The sequence below is a fragment of the Thalassobellus citreus genome (assembly GCF_044385915.1).
Classification (GTDB): Bacteria; Bacteroidota; Bacteroidia; order Flavobacteriales; family Flavobacteriaceae; genus Thalassobellus; species Thalassobellus citreus.
In genome coordinates, this window is record NZ_JBISCC010000127.1 from 516,257 (window position 1) to 539,103 (window position 22,847).

At 33.4% G+C, this 22,847-nt stretch carries 21 protein-coding genes and 1 tRNA gene; 9 read left to right on the forward strand and 13 right to left on the reverse strand.

Annotation, left to right across the window (positions count from 1 at the left end; translation table 11 throughout):
- Positions 1 to 226: 226 nt before the first annotated feature.
- From ACH5TX_RS15860 to ACH5TX_RS15875, 4 genes are all read right to left on the reverse strand, one after another.
- The gene (locus ACH5TX_RS15860) at positions 227 to 1,717 is read right to left on the reverse strand and encodes a cellulose synthase family protein (protein WP_439340464.1); all 1,491 of its coding nucleotides are present in this window, start codon (positions 1,715 to 1,717) and stop codon (positions 227 to 229) included.
- Positions 1,714 to 2,406: a glycosyltransferase family 2 protein gene (locus ACH5TX_RS15865; RefSeq protein ID WP_439340465.1), complete on the reverse strand. Its 693-nt coding sequence runs from the start codon at positions 2,404 to 2,406 to the stop codon at positions 1,714 to 1,716. Before ACH5TX_RS15865 ends, ACH5TX_RS15860 begins: the two co-directional genes overlap by 4 nt.
- 282 nt (positions 2,407 to 2,688) lie before the next feature.
- Positions 2,689 to 4,269 (reverse strand): 4Fe-4S binding protein, encoded by a 1,581-nt coding sequence (locus ACH5TX_RS15870; RefSeq protein ID WP_439340466.1) that lies wholly within the window; start codon positions 4,267 to 4,269, stop codon positions 2,689 to 2,691.
- Between the two features lie 10 nt (positions 4,270 to 4,279).
- Positions 4,280 to 5,623: an NAD(P)/FAD-dependent oxidoreductase gene (locus tag ACH5TX_RS15875; protein ID WP_439340467.1), complete on the reverse strand. Its 1,344-nt coding sequence runs from the start codon at positions 5,621 to 5,623 to the stop codon at positions 4,280 to 4,282.
- 92 nt (positions 5,624 to 5,715) lie between these two features.
- Between ACH5TX_RS15875 and ACH5TX_RS15880 the strand changes: the two genes are divergently transcribed.
- Both ACH5TX_RS15880 and ACH5TX_RS15885 read left to right on the forward strand, forming a co-directional pair.
- Complete coding sequence (locus tag ACH5TX_RS15880) at positions 5,716 to 6,723, forward strand: glycoside hydrolase family 113 (protein WP_439340468.1); 1,008 nt, start codon at positions 5,716 to 5,718, stop codon at positions 6,721 to 6,723.
- Between the two features lie 81 nt (positions 6,724 to 6,804).
- Positions 6,805 to 7,536, forward strand: coding sequence for a metallophosphoesterase family protein (locus tag ACH5TX_RS15885; protein WP_439340494.1), 732 nt, complete (start codon positions 6,805 to 6,807; stop codon positions 7,534 to 7,536).
- A 2-nt stretch (positions 7,537 to 7,538) separates the two neighbouring features.
- On the opposite strand, the gene ACH5TX_RS15890 is transcribed toward ACH5TX_RS15885, so the two are convergent.
- From ACH5TX_RS15890 to ACH5TX_RS15930, 9 genes are all read right to left on the reverse strand, one after another.
- Entirely contained in the window at positions 7,539 to 9,059 is a 1,521-nt protein-coding gene (locus tag ACH5TX_RS15890; RefSeq protein ID WP_439340469.1) for a carboxypeptidase-like regulatory domain-containing protein, read from the reverse strand.
- Between the two features lie 77 nt (positions 9,060 to 9,136).
- On the reverse strand, positions 9,137 to 9,856 hold the full coding sequence (locus ACH5TX_RS15895; RefSeq protein ID WP_439340470.1) for a TIGR04283 family arsenosugar biosynthesis glycosyltransferase: 720 nt from the start codon (positions 9,854 to 9,856) through the stop codon (positions 9,137 to 9,139).
- Positions 9,857 to 9,899: 43 nt separating this feature from the next.
- On the reverse strand, positions 9,900 to 10,790 hold the full coding sequence (locus ACH5TX_RS15900) for a DUF547 domain-containing protein (RefSeq protein WP_439340471.1): 891 nt from the start codon (positions 10,788 to 10,790) through the stop codon (positions 9,900 to 9,902).
- A 161-nt stretch (positions 10,791 to 10,951) separates the two neighbouring features.
- Entirely contained in the window at positions 10,952 to 11,923 is a 972-nt protein-coding gene (gene arsM, locus ACH5TX_RS15905) for an arsenosugar biosynthesis arsenite methyltransferase ArsM (RefSeq protein WP_439340472.1), read from the reverse strand.
- A 141-nt stretch (positions 11,924 to 12,064) separates the two neighbouring features.
- Entirely contained in the window at positions 12,065 to 12,877 is an 813-nt protein-coding gene (locus tag ACH5TX_RS15910; RefSeq protein ID WP_439340473.1) for a purine-nucleoside phosphorylase, read from the reverse strand.
- Positions 12,870 to 13,499, reverse strand: coding sequence for a TIGR04282 family arsenosugar biosynthesis glycosyltransferase (locus ACH5TX_RS15915; protein WP_439340474.1), 630 nt, complete (start codon positions 13,497 to 13,499; stop codon positions 12,870 to 12,872). Before ACH5TX_RS15915 ends, ACH5TX_RS15910 begins: the two co-directional genes overlap by 8 nt.
- 12 nt (positions 13,500 to 13,511) lie before the next feature.
- Positions 13,512 to 14,567, reverse strand: a complete 1,056-nt coding sequence (gene arsS, locus ACH5TX_RS15920; RefSeq protein ID WP_439340475.1) for an arsenosugar biosynthesis radical SAM (seleno)protein ArsS — start codon at positions 14,565 to 14,567, stop codon at positions 13,512 to 13,514.
- Positions 14,568 to 14,779: 212 nt separating this feature from the next.
- A complete protein-coding gene (locus tag ACH5TX_RS15925) occupies positions 14,780 to 15,115 on the reverse strand; it encodes an arsenosugar biosynthesis-associated peroxidase-like protein (protein WP_298530656.1) in 336 nt (111 codons plus the stop codon).
- Positions 15,116 to 15,293: 178 nt separating this feature from the next.
- A complete protein-coding gene (locus ACH5TX_RS15930; protein ID WP_439340476.1) occupies positions 15,294 to 16,436 on the reverse strand; it encodes an acyl-CoA dehydrogenase in 1,143 nt (380 codons plus the stop codon).
- A gap of 94 nt (positions 16,437 to 16,530) precedes the next feature.
- Here ACH5TX_RS15930 and ACH5TX_RS15935 point away from each other — a divergent pair, with 94 nt between their 5' ends.
- The 7 genes from ACH5TX_RS15935 (at position 16,531) to ACH5TX_RS15965 (ending at position 22,847) form a co-directional block, all read left to right on the forward strand.
- Entirely contained in the window at positions 16,531 to 17,595 is a 1,065-nt protein-coding gene (locus ACH5TX_RS15935) for an anhydro-N-acetylmuramic acid kinase (RefSeq protein ID WP_439340477.1), read from the forward strand.
- Positions 17,596 to 18,006: 411 nt separating this feature from the next.
- Positions 18,007 to 19,407 (forward strand): sodium:proton antiporter NhaD, encoded by a 1,401-nt coding sequence (nhaD, locus tag ACH5TX_RS15940; protein ID WP_439340478.1) that lies wholly within the window; start codon positions 18,007 to 18,009, stop codon positions 19,405 to 19,407.
- A 106-nt stretch (positions 19,408 to 19,513) separates the two neighbouring features.
- Entirely contained in the window at positions 19,514 to 20,215 is a 702-nt protein-coding gene (locus ACH5TX_RS15945; RefSeq protein ID WP_439336857.1) for a MotA/TolQ/ExbB proton channel family protein, read from the forward strand.
- Between the two features lies 1 nt (position 20,216).
- Positions 20,217 to 20,609 (forward strand): ExbD/TolR family protein, encoded by a 393-nt coding sequence (locus tag ACH5TX_RS15950; RefSeq protein ID WP_439340479.1) that lies wholly within the window; start codon positions 20,217 to 20,219, stop codon positions 20,607 to 20,609.
- On the forward strand, positions 20,609 to 21,487 hold the full coding sequence (locus tag ACH5TX_RS15955; protein ID WP_439340480.1) for an energy transducer TonB: 879 nt from the start codon (positions 20,609 to 20,611) through the stop codon (positions 21,485 to 21,487). Before ACH5TX_RS15950 ends, ACH5TX_RS15955 begins: the two co-directional genes overlap by 1 nt.
- 2 nt (positions 21,488 to 21,489) lie before the next feature.
- On the forward strand, positions 21,490 to 22,707 hold the full coding sequence (locus ACH5TX_RS15960) for a bifunctional folylpolyglutamate synthase/dihydrofolate synthase (RefSeq protein ID WP_439340481.1): 1,218 nt from the start codon (positions 21,490 to 21,492) through the stop codon (positions 22,705 to 22,707).
- 65 nt (positions 22,708 to 22,772) lie between these two features.
- A tRNA-Val gene (locus tag ACH5TX_RS15965) sits at positions 22,773 to 22,847 on the forward strand.

Sequence of the window (22,847 nt, forward strand, 5' to 3'; positions counted from 1 at the left end):
AATGGCAAGTTTCTATTTATTAAATTAGTGTTTAAACGCGCCACTAATATTATGCAACCGTTAAACGAACCTCTTTCTTTTTCCGCGTTAGGGATAGCAGAGGAAAGCCCACAGCGAGGTACGAGCGAGGACTTGTAACGAATAGCCCGACCTTTATACTGAACTAAATTCAGGATAAAGGTAACGCCCAAATAATATTAAATATTCTTTTATTCGGTAATTGGTTTTAAACCTTAGAGGTTAACGATTTTATAAACACGTAGCCAAAGCCTAAAAATAGCATAAGGTGGAATGGGAAGAGTCCGAAATCGCCACCTTGGTCGCCCACAATAAAGGCGCTATACATACCAAATGCGAAATATAGCATGAGGATGCCTTCGAAAATAACATGTATAGAGACGGTTTTTTTTATGTATTTGTTCTTTTTCCAATTGTCTTTTAGCGCACCAATATTAAATTTTGGTGTACGTACAAATTCTGATTTTTTACCTAAATGACCTTCTAAAACGGCAATGGTATTGTGTAGTGAAAAGCCCATGGCTATTGAGAAAAACACGAAAAACATGCCTATGTAATTAAAGAAGCTTTTAAAGCCGCCGCCATAAGTGTTTTTATACATAAACCAGTAGCATATAAAAAAGATGAGTGTACTTAGTACAAAGAAACTCATAACGATGAAATACGATTTTAAATGGGCGTATTCGTTTTTTATGTACAGCATAGGAATACTTAAAATAGCTACAATTAATATGTTTAAAAACATGGTGCTATTAAGTAAATGTAAAAGTCCGTGTACTTTTGTTTTTGTAGATATGTTTTGGTTTTTTAGAACGCGCCACATCATTTTTTTGAAGTTTTCGGCTCCTCCTTTATTCCATCTAAATTGTTGTGAGCGTGCAGCACTTATAATAATTGGAAGTTCGGCAGGAGTTTGTACGTCTTCTAAATATTTAAATTCCCAGTTTTTTAATTGGGCGCGGTAGCTTAAATCTAGATCTTCGGTAAGGGTGTCGCCTTCCCAGTTTCCAGCATCTAAAATGCAGGTTTTTCTCCAAACGCCTGCGGTACCGTTAAAATTTATAAAATGCCCTTTACTGTTTCGGCCTACTTGCTCTAAAGTAAAGTGCGCATCTAGTGCAAAGGCTTGTATTTTTGTTAGTATGGAGTAGTTTCGGTTAATATGTCCCCAACGGGTTTGAACGACTCCTATTTTTGGGTTTTTAAAGTAAGGTACGGTACGTTTTAGCCAATCTTCTTCTGGAAGGAAATCGGAATCGAAAATGGCAATGTATTCGCCTTTTGCTATTTCTAAACCTTCTTTAAGAGCGCCTGCTTTAAAACCTTTACGGTCTGTTCTGGTAATGTGTTGTATGTCTAAACCTGTTGCTTGTAAGGTTTCAATATGTGCGCGAGTTGTTGCTACGGTTTCATCGGTAGAATCGTCTAGTACTTGAATTTCTAGTTTATCTTGTGGGTAATCAATTTTAGCAATATTATCTAGCAGGCGTTCCATAACATACATTTCGTTATAAACGGGTAGTTGTATGGTAATGAATGGGACTTCTTCTGGTTTAGATAAATCGAATATCTCTCCTGTGAATTTTTTTCTTTTAGAGGTTAGGTAGTTAAATAACAGGTTAAGTTGTGCTAATGCATAAGTGAAAATCATTAGCAGTGCTACGGTGTAAATAACTATAATTATTGTTTCTAAAATCATTTTTTAATACTGTATTTAAAAATCCAACTCAAGATTTTCACGCCTGCAAATATAGCGCCTTTTATTGTTCCTGACACCTTTGAAACACCAATTCTATTTCGGTAGTTTACAGGTACTTCGGTATATGTTAGTTTCTGTTTTAAAGCTTTTAATTGCATTTCTACGGTCCAACCATAGGTTTTGTCTACCATGTTGAGCGCTAAAAGCTTATTGTATTTAATGGCTCTAAAAGGGCCGAGGTCTGTGAATTTTGCACCAAAAAACAATCGCATTAAATTGGTTGCTAGCCAATTGCCGAAAATTTGAGGTGTGGTCATAGAACCGACTTCACGTAGTTTTTTTACACGAGTGCCAATTACAAAATCTATATTATCGTTAATTATGGGTGCTACTATTTTGGTTAATTCTTCTGGGTAATCGCTATAATCACCGTCTAAAAATACAATAATATCTGGTTTTTTGCTTTGGTTAGCAATGTATTGCATGCCTTTTAAACAAGCGTATCCGTAGCCTTTGTTGGTTTCGGTTAAAACTGTTGCGCCCGCTTTTTTTGCGTTGGCTTTTGTAGCATCAGTAGAATTATTATTTACCACAATTATTTCGTCAACAATTTCTGGAATGTCATGAATGACATTGGCAATAGAATTTGCTTCGTTATAAGCAGGTATGATGACTTTTATATTGGGCATTAAGTGTTCGTTGTAAGGGGGCAAAAGTACAATACTTTTAGTTAAAATTTTAACAAAATATTAGGATTTTGTTGTTTTTGATTATAGATTATAAGGATGAAGGCTTTTTTAATTAAAAAAAAGTGTTTTGTGTTTGATTTAAGCTTGTGGATATGAGTGGAGTTTTAAGGTTTTTATGCCAGTTTGAGTGCAGTTGAATACTTATTGAATTGCTAGTTTTTTATTGCCTTTTGATTGCGTTCCTTGTGACAAAAAGTATATGAACTCTTTACTTGTGAGGACTTATTTTTTATTAACCAAATCCATTAAATCAATATCGTTTCCTAATAAAATATCGGTAGGATTGATGCGCCCTTCTTCTGGTCCGTTTTCAAGTTTTAAAACACCTCTTGGGCAAACAGCACTACAAACGCCACAGCCTACACAGCTAGAGCGTACAATGTTTTCGCCTTTTTGAGCATAAGCACGCACATCGATACCTTGCTCGCAATAGGTAGAGCAGTTTCCGCAGGAAATACATTGTCCGCCATTGGTGGTAATTCTAAATCTTGATTTAAAACGTTGTACAAAACCTAAATAAGCAGCTAGTGGACACCCAAAACGACACCATACACGGTTACCAAAAATAGGGTAGAAGCCCGTGCCAATAACACCTGCGAAAACCGAGCCTATTAAAAAGCTGTAAATATTTTGAATGGTTTGTGTTTCTATGCCTAAAACGGCTTTGGCTCCAGAGAAATAGGAGTAGAGTGTAAAACCCGTCATGACCAATGCAAATACTAAAACACCATGAATTAACCAGCGTTCTAGTTTCCATACTTTAAGTGTTTTATCTGATAGTTGACGATAAGGATCGCCTAAAGTTTCGGCTAAACCACCGCAACCACAAACCCATGAACAATACCAGCGTTTTCCGAAGAAATACACCATAACAGGTACAACAACTAGCGTTAAAACAATACCCCAAATTAATATAAACAATCCAAAACCACCACTATTTGTGAGTTCGTTTAAATTCCATTTAAAAAAGAAATCGTAATCTAAAGGGAAGGCATTTTTAAAATCGTACCAAGGTTTATTAAAACGCACTAAGATTTCTGGTATTAAAAACGCAAATACAATTTGAAAGAATAACACCGATGTGGTTCGTAATATTTGGTATTTATTATGGCGGTATTTTATATACATACGTATGGCCATAACTACCATAACGACACAGTATAAAAAGCCGTACAAAAACCATTGTCCTGCAGGGTTTCCGCTAAGGCTTTCGCTTATAGGATCTACAATATAAGTCCAGTTTACAATATATTCTGGACGGAAATACAACAGTAAATAAAAAGTGACTAAAAAGATGAATACCGACCAACCTATCCAACCGCGGTTGGTAGTTGTACTATGAAACACGCCATTGTTTTTAATACCTGGAGGTCCTAAAGTAATTACGTTTGGAATAATAAATAGTAAAGCACCAAGAATGCCTAAACCAAAGGTGAGCCACCAAAAGAGTCCTTTATTATCTTGTATGAGTCCTGTGCCTGAAGTTTTAGCAACTTCGTAGGCAAAAGCATGTGGTTTGCCCCATATTTTTTTACCCCATTCTTTATTGGCTACGTGGGTTTTATTAGCGTTTTCTAATGCTGATGTAATTTTTGATGACAATGAAAACGGGTTTGTAAATGTTTTACCAACCACATTGGTTTTTATGTTGTTAATAAAAATTTCACTTTTTATACCTTTATTAGATACAAAAGTTTCAAACTGCGTTGGTGTGAGCTCGTATTTGCCTAAAAAGATGAGTGAAATAAATATAGCAAGTCCTGCTAGAAATAAACCAAGTCCTGTATTTTGAATCTTCTTCATTTTGATTTATTTATGAGGTTTGAAAAATGCGTTTCCAACTTTTCTTTTTTAGCTGAATATTCGTGTTGTTTTCTTGGTTGAATTTTGCAACAATGTCTTTTTCGTGAAGTTTATAAAATTCAGGATCGAAATTAGCATCGGCTAAATGTTCTAAAACATAATCGACTGATTGTTTTTCGTTTAAAACTTTATCGAAAAATTCGTGTCGCATTCTAATTCCGAACGTGTTAATGCCAATAAAAACGCGCGTGTTTTTATCGTAATTGAGGTGAATGCATTTTTTGCCATCTTCATGTTCCCAATAAAAACGGGCTTCGTTGTCTTTTGCTTGCGCCCAAACCCATCCGTAAGTTTGGTATTCTATATCTATAAATTTAGCAGAGTTAAACCAATGTCCGGGTTTGTATGCTGTTTTCTTATCGCAAATAGTTTGCGCTATGGTTTCTCCCATCATTCGGCCTGTGTACCAAACTGCTTCAATAGGTCTGCGTTGGTCTATGGCTTCATGTTGTTCGGCACAATCACCAATAGCATAAATATCAGGAATGTTGGTTTCTAAAAACCGATTTACTTTTACGCCACGTCCTGTTTCAATTTCAGAATCTTTTATAAAATCGATATTAGGTGACACGCCTGCCGTTAATCCAACCACGTTACACTCTATTTCTTCATCTGTTTCGGCAATAACTATAGATTTAACGTTGCCGTTTTCATCAGATTTAATTTCTTTTAAATTAACGCCCAAACGTAAATCAATACCATTATCTAAAATTTCTTTATTTATCATTTCAGATTCGCCAGCAGGTAAAACGCCATTCCAAAAACTAGTTTCTCTCACTAAAAAAGTAACAGGAATGTGTCTGGAATGAAGCATTTCGGCTAATTCAATACCAATAAGTCCACCGCCCACTATAACAGCACGTTTACAAACACTGTTATTGGGTGCGTATTTTTCAAGGTTGTCTAAATCTTGTTTGTGATACATACCCATAACGCCCTTTAAATCTTGACCTGGCCATCCAAATTTGTTTGGTTTGCTACCTGTGGCAATAATAAGTTTATCGAATGGCATGGTGTCACCATTAGTAAAATGAAGTGTTTTAGATGTTGTTTCAATATTTTTTACAAAGCCTTTTTTAAGTTCAATGCTGTTTTTCTCCCAAAACCAGTTTTCATAAGGTTGCGTGTGTTCAAACTTCATGTGTCCCATATATACATACATGAGTGCTGTTCTAGAAAAAAAGTATTCGGTTTCAGCAGAAATAATGGTAATTTTTTTATCAGAAAGTTTTCTAATATGTCTGGCAGCTGTAACTCCAGAAATGCCATTACCAATAATAACAATATGTTCCATAGGACTGTTTTAGTAAACTGTTTTGTCGGAGGTTTTGTTAAAACCTTATCTTGCATGTTCAATTTGTTTAAATTTAGTCAAAAAAATAGAATATGAGGATCTTTTTCGTTTTTGCTATTACGGTGTTGTTAAGTTCGTGTTCTATGACATCTGTAAAACCGCTTAAAATAAACGGGGTTAGTTTTGTGGCGTCTAGAGATTCTATAAACGATTCCCATATTAAACCTGTAATTAATTTACATGCTAATTATGCGGCCTTAATGCCTTTTGGATTTATTAGAGATTTAGGGCATCCAGAAGTTATGTTTAATGCAAGCAGACAATGGTTTGGTGAAACTAATGATGGCGTAAAACAATATGGAGCTGCTTTAAAAAGTAAAGGCATTAAAGTGATGGTGAAACCTCAGATTTGGGTGTCGAAAGGAGAATTTACAGGGTTTATTAAAATGAATAACGAAGCTGAATGGTTGCAATTAGAAGCCACATATTCTAAATTTATTCTTAATTATGCGCAATTAGCAGAAGCGATGCATGCTGATATATTTTGCATTGGTACCGAATTGGAAACCTTTATTGATAATAGACCAGATTATTGGAAGCAATTAATAAAAGAAATTAGAAAACTATATTCAGGGAAATTAACTTACGCTGCCAATTGGAATGAATATGATAGAACGCCTTTTTGGAATCAGTTAGATTATATTGGTATTGATGCTTATTTTCCTGTAAGTGATGAAAAAACACCTAGTGTTGAAACTTGTAAAACTGGTTTAGTAACCTATAAAGAAGCTGTTGCTAAACTATCTAATACGTTGAAGAAGCCTGTTTTATTTACCGAGTTTGGGTATAGAAGTGTTGATTTTTCAGGAAAACAACCTTGGAGAAGCGATAGAAGTATGACCCAAGTGAATTTAGAAGCTCAAAAAAATACCACGCAAGCTTTGTTGGAAACCTTTTGGAATGAAGATTGGTTTGCTGGTGGCTTTCTTTGGAAATGGCATCATAACTACGAAAAAGCTGGTGGTAAAAATAACGCGCGTTTTACACCACAAAATAAGCCTGCAGAAGCTTTGATAAAAGAGGTGTATGCTGCTTATTAACATTTAATATAAAATTAATCTTCTACTTTATAAATATTAATGAAATCAATTAGTTTTGCAGAAAACGAAATAGATAGTATGATGAGAACATTTGCAATTGGCGATATTCATGGCGGTTTAAAAGCTTTAGTTCAGTTATTAAATAAACTGGAAGTTAAAGATGATGATACTCTTATTTTTATGGGCGATTATGTTGATGGATGGAGTGAAGCAGCCCAAGTTGTTCAATTTCTTATAGAATTATCTGAAAAAATAAACTGTGTTTTTATAAAAGGGAATCATGATGTTTGGTGTGAAAACTGGTTGAATTCTGGTGAGGTAAATCCAACTTGGTATATTCATGGCGGAAAGCAAACCATGGAAAGTTATACTGGGTTTTCTGCTGAAGAAAAAAATGAGCATTTAGCATTTTTTGAAAACTTAAAAATGTATCATTTGGATGATAAAAACCGATTGTTTTTACATGCAGGTTTTACATCGATGCATGGTGTAACTAAAGAGGTTTTTAAAGAAACCCTTTACTTTGATCGCACCCTTTGGGAAATGGCTTTGGCTTTAGATAAAAGTATAGGTAAAGATTCTATAATGTTTCCAAAACGTTTACAACATTATCATGAAATTTATATTGGCCATACACCAACAACTAATTTCAATTCTTTTGAACCTATGAACGCTGCCAATGTATGGAACGTAGATACTGGCGTTGCCTTTTCTGGGAAACTAACAGGTATGAATATTGACACCAAAGCATATTTGCAAAGTGATAATATTAGAGATCTTTATCCTGATGAAAAGGGACGAAATAAAGATTAAAATTATTCAATACTCTTAAAGTCTTTAATAGCTTGGTTGGGTTCAATTACATTGTAGCCTTTCCAGAATTCAGGATCGTATTTTGGTAAATAAATAGGTTCTACCTTTGGTTGCTCTTCAAAAGCTGTAAAGGCGGTTTCTGTAATAGGAGTGTTCTCAAAAACCACTAATTCTTTTTTCTCTCTATTAGAAAGTATAAAATGAATATCTGATGATAATTCGTTCTGCTTCCTTTTACCTTTGGTGTGTTTGTTCTTTTCAATGATTTTTAAAGGTCTTTTAATGCCGAATTTATTACCTGTTTCTTCTTCGGCATATTTAAGTGCATATTTGTTAGCCTCATTTTTTTCGTAAATTAAAGTGCCTCGCTTCAAATAATGTTGATATGAAATACCTAATAATTTAAAGTTTCTAAGGTTTTTTACGTTTTCATAATCAACTCTAATAATAGCGAAATCGTCTGTATTTATATAAATAGTGCCTTTGTAATCTTCACTTCTTTTGGGGGTAAAGCTTATAATGTAAACAAAAGCATCATTTAAGAAGCTGTAATCTTCTAGCTTGAAATCGTATCTGTTTGATTTCTCTAAAAAGTTTAAGTCGCTGTCTTTAAAAGTAAAACTGTTGTGCTGTAGTTTAGAAATAGAACCTTTTCTGTATTTTAAAAAATTCTCTTTTCGCTCCTTTTCTTTTTTCTTTTGTTCTTCAATAAAAGCTTCGGTTTCGTCTTTTTTAGGTTTTTCAGAATCATAAAAACTAGAATCTATTTCTTGTTTGGTGCCAAAAATGCCCGATTTAATTTTAAAATAAGAATCACGCTTTACATGTGTTTTTATAATGCTATTAATTTTTTCTTCATAGCTTTCAAAGTTTATTTCTTTACTCTTATCGTATAGGTGAGATGCTTTAATTATATCTAGTTTTTGATCGCTAACAGTTCCTGTTTTACCATACATGTTTGCTAGAATTTCGGTGTAATCATCTGCATTTTTAGGCATCGCTATTAGAAGGCTGTCAATAAATGCTTGGTTTAATTCAGGTATGGTCGTTTTCTTTATTTTAACGTCGTTTTTCATAACGTTTGAAAAATAAGATGCTCTATAAAATAGTTTGCTTTTTATAAAATTAAAATCGTAATTAGTTCCTAAGTTTTCTTTTGTCTTTTCAATAATTTCTTCGGTTGTGTAGTTTTTGTTGGAAACCAAGACCTCGTCAAGTTCAATTGATTTTGGACTCAAAAAAACAATACTATCACGGAATGTTTTAGCTAAAAAGCGTTTGCTCTCATAACCTAAACATCTAATAATTAGAGAATCTTTTTTTGTGTTTTTTTTACTTAGGTACAATAAGAATTCACCATTGTTATTACTAATAACTCCCGAATTGCTATTTATAGAAATAGTAGCAAAAGGAATGGGCTTTTGCGAAGTAGAATCTAGTATTTTAGCATTGATAGATTCTTGTGCAGCGGCTTGAAATGAAATAAAAAGAAATAGGAAGCAAACGTTGTAATAGTGAGTCATCTAATGGTTGTTTTGTATAAAAGTAGACGATTAGATGAGGTAATTGTAACATTTAAAATTTCCTTAAGGGAGTTTTATCAGTTTTTAACATTTATATGCTTAAAGTAGTAATCATTTAACACTTTTGGTGAAGCACCCAACCATTTTTTGATGTGAATGGTCCAATAATGATATTGAAGTTTGCCAATGCCATTAGACTTATAGCATCTGGCTGAGGTTGTTAGCCATTCTGGAATGACTACAAATTGATTTCGAGCATACAGTTTACTTATAAAATCGTTGTCTTCATAAATAATAAAGTCTTCGTTGTAACCACCCATTGTATTAAAAAGTAATGGCGTTATAAAGAGGCTTTGATCGCCACCTCTGCAAGATTTCCAATTAAATTGTGTAAACCAACCTGCAATTTTTAGCCATACATGATTGCTGTTAAATTTCATTTTAAAACAACCTGCTTGATTGCCATTGTTTACTTGGTTTGTAATAAAAGCATCAAAATTTTTAGGAGGGAATGAATCGGCATGCAGAAAATAAAGAATATTTCCTTGAGCATATTTAGCGCCCAAGTTCATTTGTTTGGCGCGTCCTTTTTCTGCGTTTAATAAAAGGATTTTGAAATTATTTAAAGATTCAAAGGATTGAATTTTTTCTTGAGAACCATCTGTACTACCACCATCAACAAAAATAATTTCTGAAATATTTTCTTTTGAAGCGTTTTCTGAAAGGTGGTTTAATAGTGGTGAAATGTTATTGACTTCATTAAAAACCGGAATTATTATTGAAATTAGATGTTTCACGTATTCGTGTTTGTTGTTTTGAAAAATTGTTTATAGCAATTATTTACTCATTTAAACTCCAATTATAATCATTAAAACTTGTTTTTGCCTTATTTGATATTTTAATTTCTGAATATTTATTTAAAAAGTCGATTAATGAACCGTCTTGTTTAAAATCTTTTGAAAACCATTGAAATATTTTAGAGAGTTTAAGATGGTTAGTGGTGATGTTGTTTCTTTTGCTATCGGCTAAAAAGTTTTTTGTGGCATTGGTTAATTGTAATTCTAAGTTGGAAGCGGTAAAAGCTTTGTTTAATAATTTAGGACAAGAATATGATGCACAAACAATAGCGAAATGAATACGTGGTTCGTTCATTTTTCGTAAAATTTGATGCTCAATATCTTCAAGGTTATACCATTTATCTCCTAATTTCCATACTCGTTGTTTCCAAGGGTTTTTAATGTCTTTGATGCTTTTTATGGGGTAGTTGCGTAAAATTAAATCAACGGTCATAGCATTATAGGCATTAATCCAATAGGCGAGTTTGTCTTCTTTTGTCCAATTTTCATCAGGGAGTTTCTGACTTAAAAGAGTGATGTAAGCAGTTAATGATTTTCTATTAGTTTTAAACGCTTTGTAATTTACATTGCCTTCTTTTGAAACATGTTTTTGTAGTAAATCGTTCCATATTTTGTGATTAAAAGTTTTAGAGTTTGTATCGTGTTTAATCTCTGGTGTTTCTGTACGGACCATGTTTTTAACAGAATCTATTTTTGTTGCAACACTAGTTTTTTCTTCTGTTTTGATAGTCTCTACTTTTTTTAATGAATCTACAGACGTGATAATATCTTTTTGTATAACATCATTTGTTTTTGAATTAATTTGTGCTGCTTTTTTTTGACCAGAACACGAAGTGATAATAAGAATCGTTAATAAAAAGTATAGGTGTTTCATAGGTTTGTTTGATGTTTTAAGTCGATAATCCTGTTAAACCTTACGGTTTTATGAATAATACAGAAAAGGTTTAAATCTCAAGCTAATGATTAAGATTTAAATAAAAAAGATGCCTTTGTAAAAAGCATCTTTTAAAATTATAATTAAAAAGCGATTATCGCCTAACAGCAGCCTCCACCATCATAATGATAGGTTGATTCGCTAATGAAAATATCATCTCTATTAAGTGATGCTAAAGCGCCTGCGGTTTTGTCGCAAATAGCTAAGGGTTGGTTTTTTAATAAAACATGACCAGCGTTATCATCAAAATAGTCATCTTCGCCATAATAAATAGCAGCTTTACCTGTAAAAACACAAGGGCCATCGGCAGGCATAGGGTCTTTTATAGCAGCAACTTCAATGGACTCAATATAAATAAGTTCATCGGTTGGATAATTTTTAGTGTCTAGAATTCTGTATGGTTTTCTTGCTCTAATTTCAATGGTTCCAAAACCAGCATCGGTTAATGCTTTTACGTACTCGGCAATAGGTAAACTTCCGCTAAGGCATAAAGCACGTAGGCGTTCGTCATTCCTTAATGCATCATTCATAGGTTGTTCGCAAGTTGGATCGCTCATAACTAATTTACCATGAGGTTTTAAAACGCGATACATTTCTGCTATGGCTTTCTTTAAATCGTCTGTTTTAAAAATATTGAATAAGCAGTTTTGAGCCGCTACATCTATACTATTATCTTCAACAGGCAAATGCATAGCATCGCCTTTTTTAAGATCTACAAATTCGCTTTTAAACCAATCGTTTTCAGCTTCGGCTTCTATAAAGTTTTTGCGAGAGGCTTCAAGCATTTCATCGACAACATCAATACCAATAACGCCGTTTTTTTGACGATTAAAATATGAAAATTGTAATAATTCCATACCGCCACCAACACCAACATAAAGCATTTTAGGATTGTTGGTTAAGTCGCGTGCATGAACAGTAGAACCACAACCATAATTCATTTCTTGCATGATTTTGGGGATTTTTAAACCAGGTAATTCCCAAATAGGATTTGTGGTACAGCATAAACCAATATCTGGTGTTAAGGCTGCTTCTTTATATACATCGTGTGTGGTTTCTAAATAGTTACTCATGTTTTTGACTTTAGGTTTAAACTGCTTTTGTTTTATACGTTACAGCTTTTTGCGTTAAGGATTGAGGCTTTGTTGAAGCTCTCCCGATTTTTTTTCGGGAAGCGACTGCCGAAAGCCTGACCCTTTGGGGAACGCCTAAATTTAAATTGATTTAATAAGTTCTTTAAACAATACAATCATATCTGGTTCTGCTCTTTCTGCATTTGCAATAATATCGGCAATGTTTACAGGTTCTAGATGGTTTGGGTCGCATTCATCTGTTAGAACTGACACGGCTGCGACTTTTAATTTTAAATGATTGGCCACAATAACTTCTGGAACAGTACTCATACCAACAGCATCGGCTCCTATAATATTTAGCATGCGGTATTCTGCTCTAGTTTCTAATTGTGGACCAACAACGCTAGCGTAAACACCTTCGTGTAATTTAATGTTGCGGGCTTTAGCAATGTTTTTAAAAGTTGCATTGATTTGAGCATCATAAGGAGCGCTCATATCGGTAAAGCGTTCGCCTAATAATTCTACACCTTTAAATGCTAATGGCGAGCTGCCTTGAAGATTAATGTGATCTTCAATAAGCATCAATTCGCCTTTTTTAAAGTTCAAATTGATAGCACCTGCGGCATTAGAAACCAATAAGGTTTTGATACCTAATTTTTCCATGATACGAACAGGGTAGGTAACGTCTTGTAAAGTGTAGCCTTCATATAAATGAAAACGCCCCTGCATAACGATGACTTTTTTGCCTTCTAAAGTACCGTATATCAATTTTCCTTTGTGAAATTCTACGGTAGCAGTTGGGAAATTAGGAATGTGATTGTAACTAACTTCTTTGATAATATCAATTTCATTAATAAGTTGACCTAATCCAGTGCCTAGTATGATACCTATTTCTGGGGTTTCAAATCCTTTTTCTTGTAGGTAGCTTACGGTTTCTTCTATGTATTTAATCATTTAATTGTTGTATTCTTTGTTGTAATTTATTGTTTGATTTATAGAACGATGAAGCTGTTAAATCTTCAAAAGTATCAATATCATTTAGTGATACTAATGTAGTGAATTTGATATTTTTTTTATCTAATTCAGAACATGTTTTTTCTAATAAATTGGATTGACTCCATGGCTTGTTTTCAAAAATGAAATCATGCATTTTATTGAGACCAATTAAGTAATAACCGCCATCTTCTGCTGGACCAAAAACAACCTCGGTATTGTTTAGGGCTTTTAGTCCGTTTTCTATATGCTGTGAGTTAATATCAGGCAAATCAGATCCTATTAAAACAATACGCTTGTAGCCATCTTCAAAGCCTTTTTTGAATGCATTTTTCATGCGTTCACCTAAATCGTTACCTTCTTGTACGGTTTTGTAGTTGTTAGCCCATTTTGTGTCAACAACAGCATCAGAAAAATAAATACGCTTGTCGGTTTGTATATTCTTTGTAGCAAGTTCTGTTATTTTTACTAACTCGCTATAAACTTCAAAAGCAGCTTGATTTCCAATAGTTTTGGCAAGTCGTGTTTTAACTTTGCCGAGTTTTATGTTTTTTACAAAAACGATGATGAGTTCTTTATTCATGAATTTGGGCTTTTAGGCAACAACACCTTGGCAGCTACTTCCTGCGCCAGCAGTACAGCCGTAGCAATGTTGTGAAATAACAATATCTCTTCCTTCAAGAAGGTCTTCATTGTATTCTGAAATATGTTTTGCTTTACTATTTACAGGAAGTTCTAGCATTTGATTAAAATCGCAATCGAATAAATACCCATCCCAACTTACTGAAATGGTATTAGTACACATTACGTTTGCAACAGCTGTTGGGTTGTAGGCTTCAACTAATGAATACATATAATCTTCGTAATTTTCTGAGGCTATTAAATAATCTAAAAATCTGCTGATTGGTAAATTGGTTATTGCGAATAAATTATGAAATTGAATATCGAAATCTTCTTTTAATGCTTTTTTGAATTCTTTCTCCATAGAAGCTTGGTCTCCTGGTAAAAAGGCTCCTGACGGATTGTAAACTAAATCTAGTTTTAAGTTGCTATCTGGCATGCCATAACCAATAGCATTTAGTTCTTGTAATGCTTTTATAGATTTGGCAAACACACCATCTCCACGTTGTTTGTCTGTTTTGCCTTGTGTCCAATGCGGCATGGAGCTCACAACATGTACGTTGTGTTTTTTAAAGAATTCAGGTAAATCGTAATATTTTTTATTGGCCCTTATTATGGTTAAATTAGATCGAACAATAAAATCTTTAATACCTGCTTTGGCAGCTTCTTCAACAAACCATCGGAAATCTGGATTCATTTCTGGAGCACCACCAGTTAAATCTAAGGTATGCGCGCCAGTTTTTTTTATGACTTCTAAACACTGTTGCATAGTGTCGCGGGTCATAATTTCTTTACGGTCTGGACCAGCATCAACATGGCAATGTTCGCAAACTTGATTGCACATGTACCCGACGTTGATTTGTAGGATTTCTAGTTTTTTCGCTTTAAGCGGAAATTGATTAGATTCTGAAATTTTAGCTTTAAAAGTTGGTAACTCTCCATTTTGAAAGATGCCATTCGATAAAATTTCTAATTGTCGGTTGCTATTTGCTAAATCGCTTTCGCGTTTATGTAGGGACTTTGTTGCCATTAATTATATTTTACTAATATATAGTTCTTATGGTAAAATTAGAGTTCTGATTTTGCGTTAGGGATTAAACGGTCTGTTTGAGCTCCCCGACATAGGAGAGAGCGAGTAGTGAAATACTTATATTCATGAGGTCAAAAATTTGAAATATAAACCAACGAATAAAGTCCGACCTGTTCCTGGACTAAATTCAGGATACAGGTAACGTCCAAATGCTATCCGTCTAATTTGTTCACTTTATTCATCATTTGAACGCCATGTACCAATGTTGCTCCACTTTTTATAGCAGCTCCAACATGTATGGCTTCCATCATTTCTTCTTTGGTAACTCCGCGTTGTAAAGTGTCTTTCGTATAAGCATCAATACAATATGGGCATTGTTCGGTATGTGAAACAGCCAATGCAATTAATGCTTTTTCACGGGCTGTAAGAGCGCCATCTTCAAATACTTTTCCGTAGTATTCAAAAAATTTATCACCTAGTTCTTGATTCCACTCGCTTATTTTTCCAAACTTCTTTAAATCGGCTGGGTCGTAATATGTTTTTTGCATGTTGTCTATTTTGGACTAAAGATATAAATCTAATTGCTTAAGTCGTGAAGTTTTATAATACTTAACAAAAAAAAGTAGAACAATATGTATTCTTTTTTAAAGAAACAATGTTCTACTTTGGCTTTGGTTGATGTGTGTTTTTAGAAGCTGGTAAAGTGTCTTATATGTAAATGGTTAATTAATCTCTTAAAATACTTCTAGAAATAACAATTTTTTGAATTTCAGAAGTACCTTCGTAAATCTGGGTAATTTTTGCATCACGCATTAAACGTTCTACATGGTAGTCTTTTACAAAACCATTACCACCATGAATTTGAACTGCTTCAACAGTATGTTCCATAGCAACTTTAGACGCGTATAGTTTTGCAATGGCGCTAGACATATCGTAATTGTTTCCTTGGTCTTTATCCCAGGCTGCTTTCATTACAAGCATTCTAGCTGCTTCAATATCTGTATGCATATCGGCTAGTTTAAAAGCAATAGCTTGATGGTTTGCTATTTCGGTACCAAAAGCTTTACGTTCTTTAGAGTATTTTAGGGCTAATTCATAAGCGCCAGATGCAATACCTAAAGCTTGTGCAGCAATACCAATACGGCCTCCTGATAAGGTTTTCATAGCAAATCGAAATCCAGATCCGTTGGCTCCAATTCTATTTTCTTTTGGGACTTTTACATCATTAAATTGTAATGTATGGGTGTCGCTTCCTCTTATTCCTAGTTTATCTTCTTTGGGACCTACATGAAATCCTTCCATCCCTTTTTCAATAATAAAGGCGTTAATACCATGAGAGCCTTTGTCTTTATCGGTTTGAGCTATTACTAGATAAACTTCTGCGCGACCACCATTTGTAATCCAGTTTTTTGTGCCATTTAAAATATAGTGATCTCCTTTGTCTATAGCAGTGGTTTTTTGAGAAGTAGCATCGCTTCCTGCTTCTGGTTCGCTTAAACAGAAAGCCCCAATACATGTTCCTGTAGCTAGTTTTGTTAAGTATTTTTGTTTTTGTTCTTCTGTGCCGTAAGCTTCTAAACCATAACAAACTAAGGAGTTGTTTACAGAAACCATAACCGAAGCAGAAGCATCAATTTTAGATAATTCTTCCATAATTATAACATACGAAATGGCATCCATTCCACTACCTCCATATTTTGGATCTACCATAATACCCATAAATCCTAGTTCTCCCATTTTTTTTACCAATGCATCGGGGAACTCTTGTTTGTTATCTCGTTCAATAACTCCTGGTAGTAATTCTGTTTGTGCAAACTCACGTGCAGCATCACGTATCATTATATGTTCTTCTGAAAGATTGAAATTCATAATTCGTAATTAAAATAGTGATTTAATAAAAAATATACACAAATATAGCTTTTTAGTGTGAATTATTTAATTTGGATTGTTATTTTTACTGTTCATGGAGAAAAAAGAATACAAGGTTGTTGGAGTGATGTCTGGAACATCGTTAGATGGTATAGACTTAGTTTTTGCTGAATTTCAATTTGATAATGTTTGGAATTTTAATATTGTAATTGCTGAAACAGTTGAATATGAAGCAAAGTGGCAAAACATTTTAAAGCATTTGGTAGCAAATTCGTTAACTGAATTAAAGGAAATAGATGCCGACTATACCACTTATTTGGCTGGGGTTATAAATAGCTTTATTAAAAGGAACGATATAAAAAATATTGATGCTGTTTGTTCTCATGGGCATACAGCTTTGCATCAGCCTAAAAAGAAGTTGACTTATCAAATAGGGAATATGCCTTTTTTAGCTAGTTTATTAAATAAAAAGGTAGTTTGCGATTTTAGAGTTCAGGACGTAGAACTTGGTGGTCAAGGAGCGCCATTAGTGCCTATTGGAGATAAATTGTTGTTTTCTGACTACGACTTTTGTTTAAATTTAGGAGGCTTTGCAAATATATCTACCGAGTTTGAAGGTAACCGAATTGCCTATGATATTTGTCCGGTAAACATTGTTTTAAATTATTATGTGAGATTATTAGGTTTTAATTATGACGATGAAGGGAAAATAGCTTCAACAGGAGTTGTTAATAATCAATTGCTTGATACACTAAATAATTTAGAATTTTATAAGTTGAAGCATCCAAAATCTTTAGGATTAGAATGGGTAGATAAAAATATTTTTCCGTTAATTGATGTTTTTCAGCTTGACGTAAAAGATGTATTAAAAACATTTGTTGAGCATATTGCTATCCAGCTTGCTGTTGAAATTAACAGAAAAAATAAGGCGTCTGTATATGTTACAGGTGGAGGTGCTTATAATAAGTATTTGATAAACAGATTAAAAACATATACAAAAAACAAAATTATAGAACCATCAAAAACCATTGTGGAATTTAAAGAAGCTTTAATTTTTGGTTTTCTTGGCGTCTTAAAAATGAATAATGAAATTAATTGCTTACAAAGTGTTACTGGAGCTTCAAAAAACCATAGTTCAGGTAACATATTTCTTCCTTAAAAATAACATAAAGTTTATATTAAAGCTTTTTAGTTTTCTATATTTGTTGCCTAAGTATTTTACTTGTTCTGTAAAGAAATGTCAGGATTATTAAAAGAAAGTTCTAAAAAATGTTTTTTATTTGAAAGATTCTGAAAAAGAAATAAATATATGGTAAGGTCTTTTTTTTTGATGATATATGTCATTTTTTTGTAGCTATAAAGGGTAATACTTTAGCAGATGAAAACTTGATTTTGTTTGAAGAAATAAAAGAGACAATTTAGTTGTTAGAATAACAGACAAATTAAATTTTCAAGATATATAAGAACAATTAAAAAGCTATTAATAAAAATAGTTGAAATCAATTTAAAGTAGTATTGAGTGCTACTGTTTTTTCAAATAGCTCTAAAGAAATTATTTAATTAAAAATTTATGGAAGCAGCAATTATTTTAGTATTTGTAATGGGGTATTTAGCCATTACTTTAGAGCATAGTATAAAAATAGATAAACTAATACCAGCTCTGGTCATGATGGCTATTTGTTGGGCTCTAATTGCTTTAGGTATTGAAGGCTTTCCACAATGGTTTGATTCTGGTAATCATTCGTTATTAGAAGGGTTTGGTAGTTTTGGAGTAGATGAAAAGATGCACATGATGGAAGAAACTTTGCTGCATCATTTAGGAAAAACAGCTGAAATACTAGTGTTTCTTTTAGGAGCCATGACTATTGTTGAAATTATTGATTATTTCGATGGGTTTTCTACTATTAAAGACTTTATAAAAACAAAAAAGAAGAGCAAAATTCTTTGGGTTTTTTCAATTCTAGCCTTCATTTTATCTGCTATTATAGATAATTTAACAGCAACTATCGTATTAATTTCAATACTTCAAAAAATTGTAAAAGATAGAAATGTACGTATTTGGTATGCTGGTTTAATAATTATTGCTGCAAATGCAGGTGGTGCATGGTCTCCAATTGGAGATGTAACAACAACCATGTTGTGGATTGGTAAAAAGGTAACTACGGGGCATTTAATAGGTTATTTATTGTTGCCATCATTTTTATGTATGGCGGTACCAACATTTATAGCGTCATTTTTACCAGCCTTTAAAGGAGATTTAGATGTAGAAGAAGTAGAAGAGAAAAAGAAATCGAAATTTAGTGCTACCATGCTTTATTTAGGATTAGGAGCTATTGTATTTGTGCCTATTTTTAAAATGATTACACATTTACCTCCTTATGTTGGTATGATGTTATCTTTAGGTGTTGTTGCTACTTTTGCTGAAATTTATAGTAGTTCTAAGTTTAGTTTAACTGAACACGGAGCTGAAGAAAGCGATGCACACGCTCAACATAGTCCAGTACATTACTCATTATCTAAAATTGAGTTACCAAGTATCTTGTTTTTCTTAGGGATATTAATGGCAGTTGCTGCTTTAGAGTCATTAGGGATTCTATTCAACTTTGCTGGTTCATTACAAGATTCTATGCCAATGTTAGGTACTGAAATTCATCCAGGTGGTCATGAAGGTGTCTCAGATTTAGTAGTGCTTTTATTAGGTGTTGGATCTGCGGTTATAGATAATGTACCTTTAGTGGCAGCTAGTTTAGGTATGTTCCATGAGCCTCTTGATAATGAACTTTGGCATTTTATAGCATATTCTGCTGGAACAGGTGGTAGTATGTTAATTATTGGTTCTGCAGCAGGAGTAGTTGCTATGGGAATGGAAAAGATAGATTTTTTCTGGTACTTAAAAAAGATTGCTTGGTTAGCCTTAGTAGGTTTCTTAGTAGGAGCCGTTGCATTTATGTTTACAAGAACATTATTTTAGGAAATTAATATTTTAGTAATTTTCCGCGAAAGCGAAAAAAAGTAATCCTTTTGTTATACTTTAGCGTATATATAGGCGTTATACAGTTGCAATAAATTTAAATTATATGCTAAATACATTATTACAAAATACTCAAGAAGGAGCAGAATTACTAACTGATGGAGAACCTGTAGAAAAAACACTTTCCATTATAGAATTAATTAGTAGTGGCGGAACTGCCGGACAAATAATTATACTATTATTATTCTTATTACTTATAGGAGCTATTTATATTTACTTTGAACGCATTTTTGCTATTAAAGCAGCATCTGTTGTAGATGCTAATTTTATGAATCAAATAAAAGACCATGTAAGTAATGGTAAAATTGATTCGGCTCAAATGCTTTGTGCGCAAGTAAACTCGCCTGTATCTAGATTAATTGGTAAAGGTATTTCTAGAATAGGAAAACCACTAGCAGATATTAATACCGCATTAGAAAATGCAGGGCGATTAGAGGTTTATGGTCTAGAAAAAAACGTAAGTATATTGGCTACGATTTCTGGAGCAGGTCCTATGATTGGGTTTCTTGGTACAGTAATTGGAATGATTTTAGCAATATTTGAATTAGCAAATGCAGGAGGAACCATTCAAATGGATGTGTTAGCTAGCGGACTTTATACCGCTATGACAACTACTGTAGCTGGTTTAATTGTTGGTATTGTTGCTTTTATGGCTTATAATCATTTGGTTGTAAAAACAGATAAGGTGGTATATCAAATGGAAGCAAATTCACTAGAATTTTTAGATCACTTAAACGAACCATCTTAGTATGAATATTAGAGGAAGGAATAAAGTATCACCAGAATTCAATATGTCTTCAATGACAGATATTGTATTTCTGTTACTTATCTTTTTTATGATAGCTTCTACTTTGGTTTCTACAAATGCTATAGATATTTTATTGCCTAAAGCAAGTGGTAAAACTGAGAATAAGAAATCTGTAGCGGTAAGTATAAAGAAAGATTTAACCTATTATATTGATCAAAAAAGGGTAGGCGAAAGTGTTTTAGAAAACGAATTAATGGCAGCGCTTTCGTCAGAAGAAAAACCAACTATTGTTTTAAGGGCCGAAAAATCGGTGCCTGTAGAAAATGTGGTTAAGGTTATGGATATAGCTAACAGGAATAAATTTAAAGTGATTTTAGCGGTAAAGCCTAATTAATGAAGTATTTAGAAACCAAACACGAAAAGAATTCGGCAAAAATAACGGCATTAATTACTGTTATTTTGTTGTTATTATTGTTTGTGGTTGGTGCACCGTATATGGATCCTCCAGAAGAATATGGTGTTGCAGTAAATTTTGGGACAACAGATTTTGGTAAAGGAAATGTACAACCTAAAAAGCCAATAAAATCGGAACCAAAAGAGGTTAACGAGCCGCCTCAACCCGAAGACGTTTCTAAAGTAGAACCTACGCCTGCAAAAACATCTGAAGTTAAAGAAGAAGTTTTAACTGCCGATAATGCAGAAGAAATTGCTATAAAGAAACAAAAAGAAGCAGAAGCTAAAGCAAAAGCTATTACTGATGCTAAAGTCAAGGCTGAAGCGGCTAAAGCAAAAGCAGAGGCCGATAGAATAGCGAAAGAAAAACGCGAACAAGACGAGAAAAAGAAAAAGTTAGATGCTTTAATAGGTGGTGTTAGTAAATCTGAAGGAACAGATACAGGAAGTGAAGGTAATGACAATAAGGCTGGAGATAAAGGACAATTAGATGGTGATCCTTATGCACCAAGTTATTTTGGAGGACAAGGAACTGGAAATGGTGGTGTGGGTTATGGTTTAAATGGCAGAGGTAGAGCTACCTATAAAACGCTTAAACAAGATTGTAATGAATCTGGAATGGTGATTGTTAAAATTATTGTTAACCGAAGTGGTAATGTTATTTCGGCAGAACCAGGACAACGAGGAACAACTAATACAGCTCCTTGCTTATTAGAGCCAGCAAAGAAAATAGCTTTATCTCATAAATGGCCAGCAGACTCTAAAGCGCCAGCAAACCAAATTGGTTTTGTAAAAGTAAACTTCAAATTGGGTCAATAATCATGACGTATCAAGATACTCTTAATTGGTTGTTTTCGCAATTGCCAATGTATCAAAGACAAGGCAAGTCGGCATATAAAGTAGATTTAAGTAATACTGTCTTGCTAATAAATCACTTAAAGAATCCTCACAAAAACTTTAAGTCAATTCATGTTGCAGGAACTAATGGAAAAGGTTCAACCAGCCATATGTTAGCTTCTGTTATGCAGGAAGCAGGTTATAAAGTAGGATTGTATACTTCACCGCATTTAAAAGACTTTAGAGAGCGTATAAAGATTAATGGAGAGGAAATAAGTAAACAATTTGTAATAGGTTTTATAAAGCGTAATAAAGCTTTTTTTGAAGCAAATCAGTTGTCGTTTTTTGAAATGACAGTTGGTATGGCTTTCGATTATTTTTCTAAGCAGAAAGTAGATATTGCAATTGTTGAAGTTGGATTAGGTGGTCGTTTAGATTCTACAAATATAATTACTCCAGAAGTTTCTGTTATTACTAATATTGGCTTAGATCATACCCAATTTTTAGGGAATACACTAGAAGCTATTGCTTTTGAAAAGGGAGGTATTATAAAACCATCTGTCCCAGTAGTAATTGGGGAAACTCAAAAGGAAACAAAAACTGTTTTTAAAGATTTGGCTAAAACAAATAATGCTGAAATTGTGTTTGCTGATAAAAATATTTCAGAAGTTTATAAATCTGATTTAATAGGAAGCTATCAAGCTAAAAATATTAAGACAGTTATTCAAACAGTTAAAAAGCTTCAGGAAAAAGGGTGTGACATAAGTCAAAAACATTTAGAAACAGGTTTACTTCAGGTTGTAAAGAATACGGGCTTATTAGGTAGATGGCAAGTTTTAAATAATGCGCCTAAAGTAGTTTGTGATACAGGACATAATAGAGAAGGGCTAATTCATGTGATGAATCAGTTGTCAAAAGAGACTTTTGAGACTTTACATATTGTTTTTGGAGTCGTAAATGATAAGGATTTAACCTCTATTATTGATTTATTGCCTAAAAAAGCAATTTATTATTTTTGCAAACCAAATATTTTTCGAGGATTAGATGCTAATGAATTGAAAACTGTTTTAAACGGATTTGGGTTAAAAGGTAAGGCTTATAATTCTGTAAATGAAGCTTATAAAATGGCTTTAAAAAATGCGAAAATAAATGATTTTGTTTTTGTTGGAGGTAGCACATTTGTTGTGGCAGAAATAATTTGAAAATTTTATTGAAAAAGTTTTTGCAGATTCAAAATCTAGCTTATATTTGCACCTCCTAATAAAAAGGGCGCGTAGCTCAGTTGGTTCAGAGCACTTGGTTTACACCCAAGGGGTCAGGGGTTCGAATCCCTTCGCGCCCA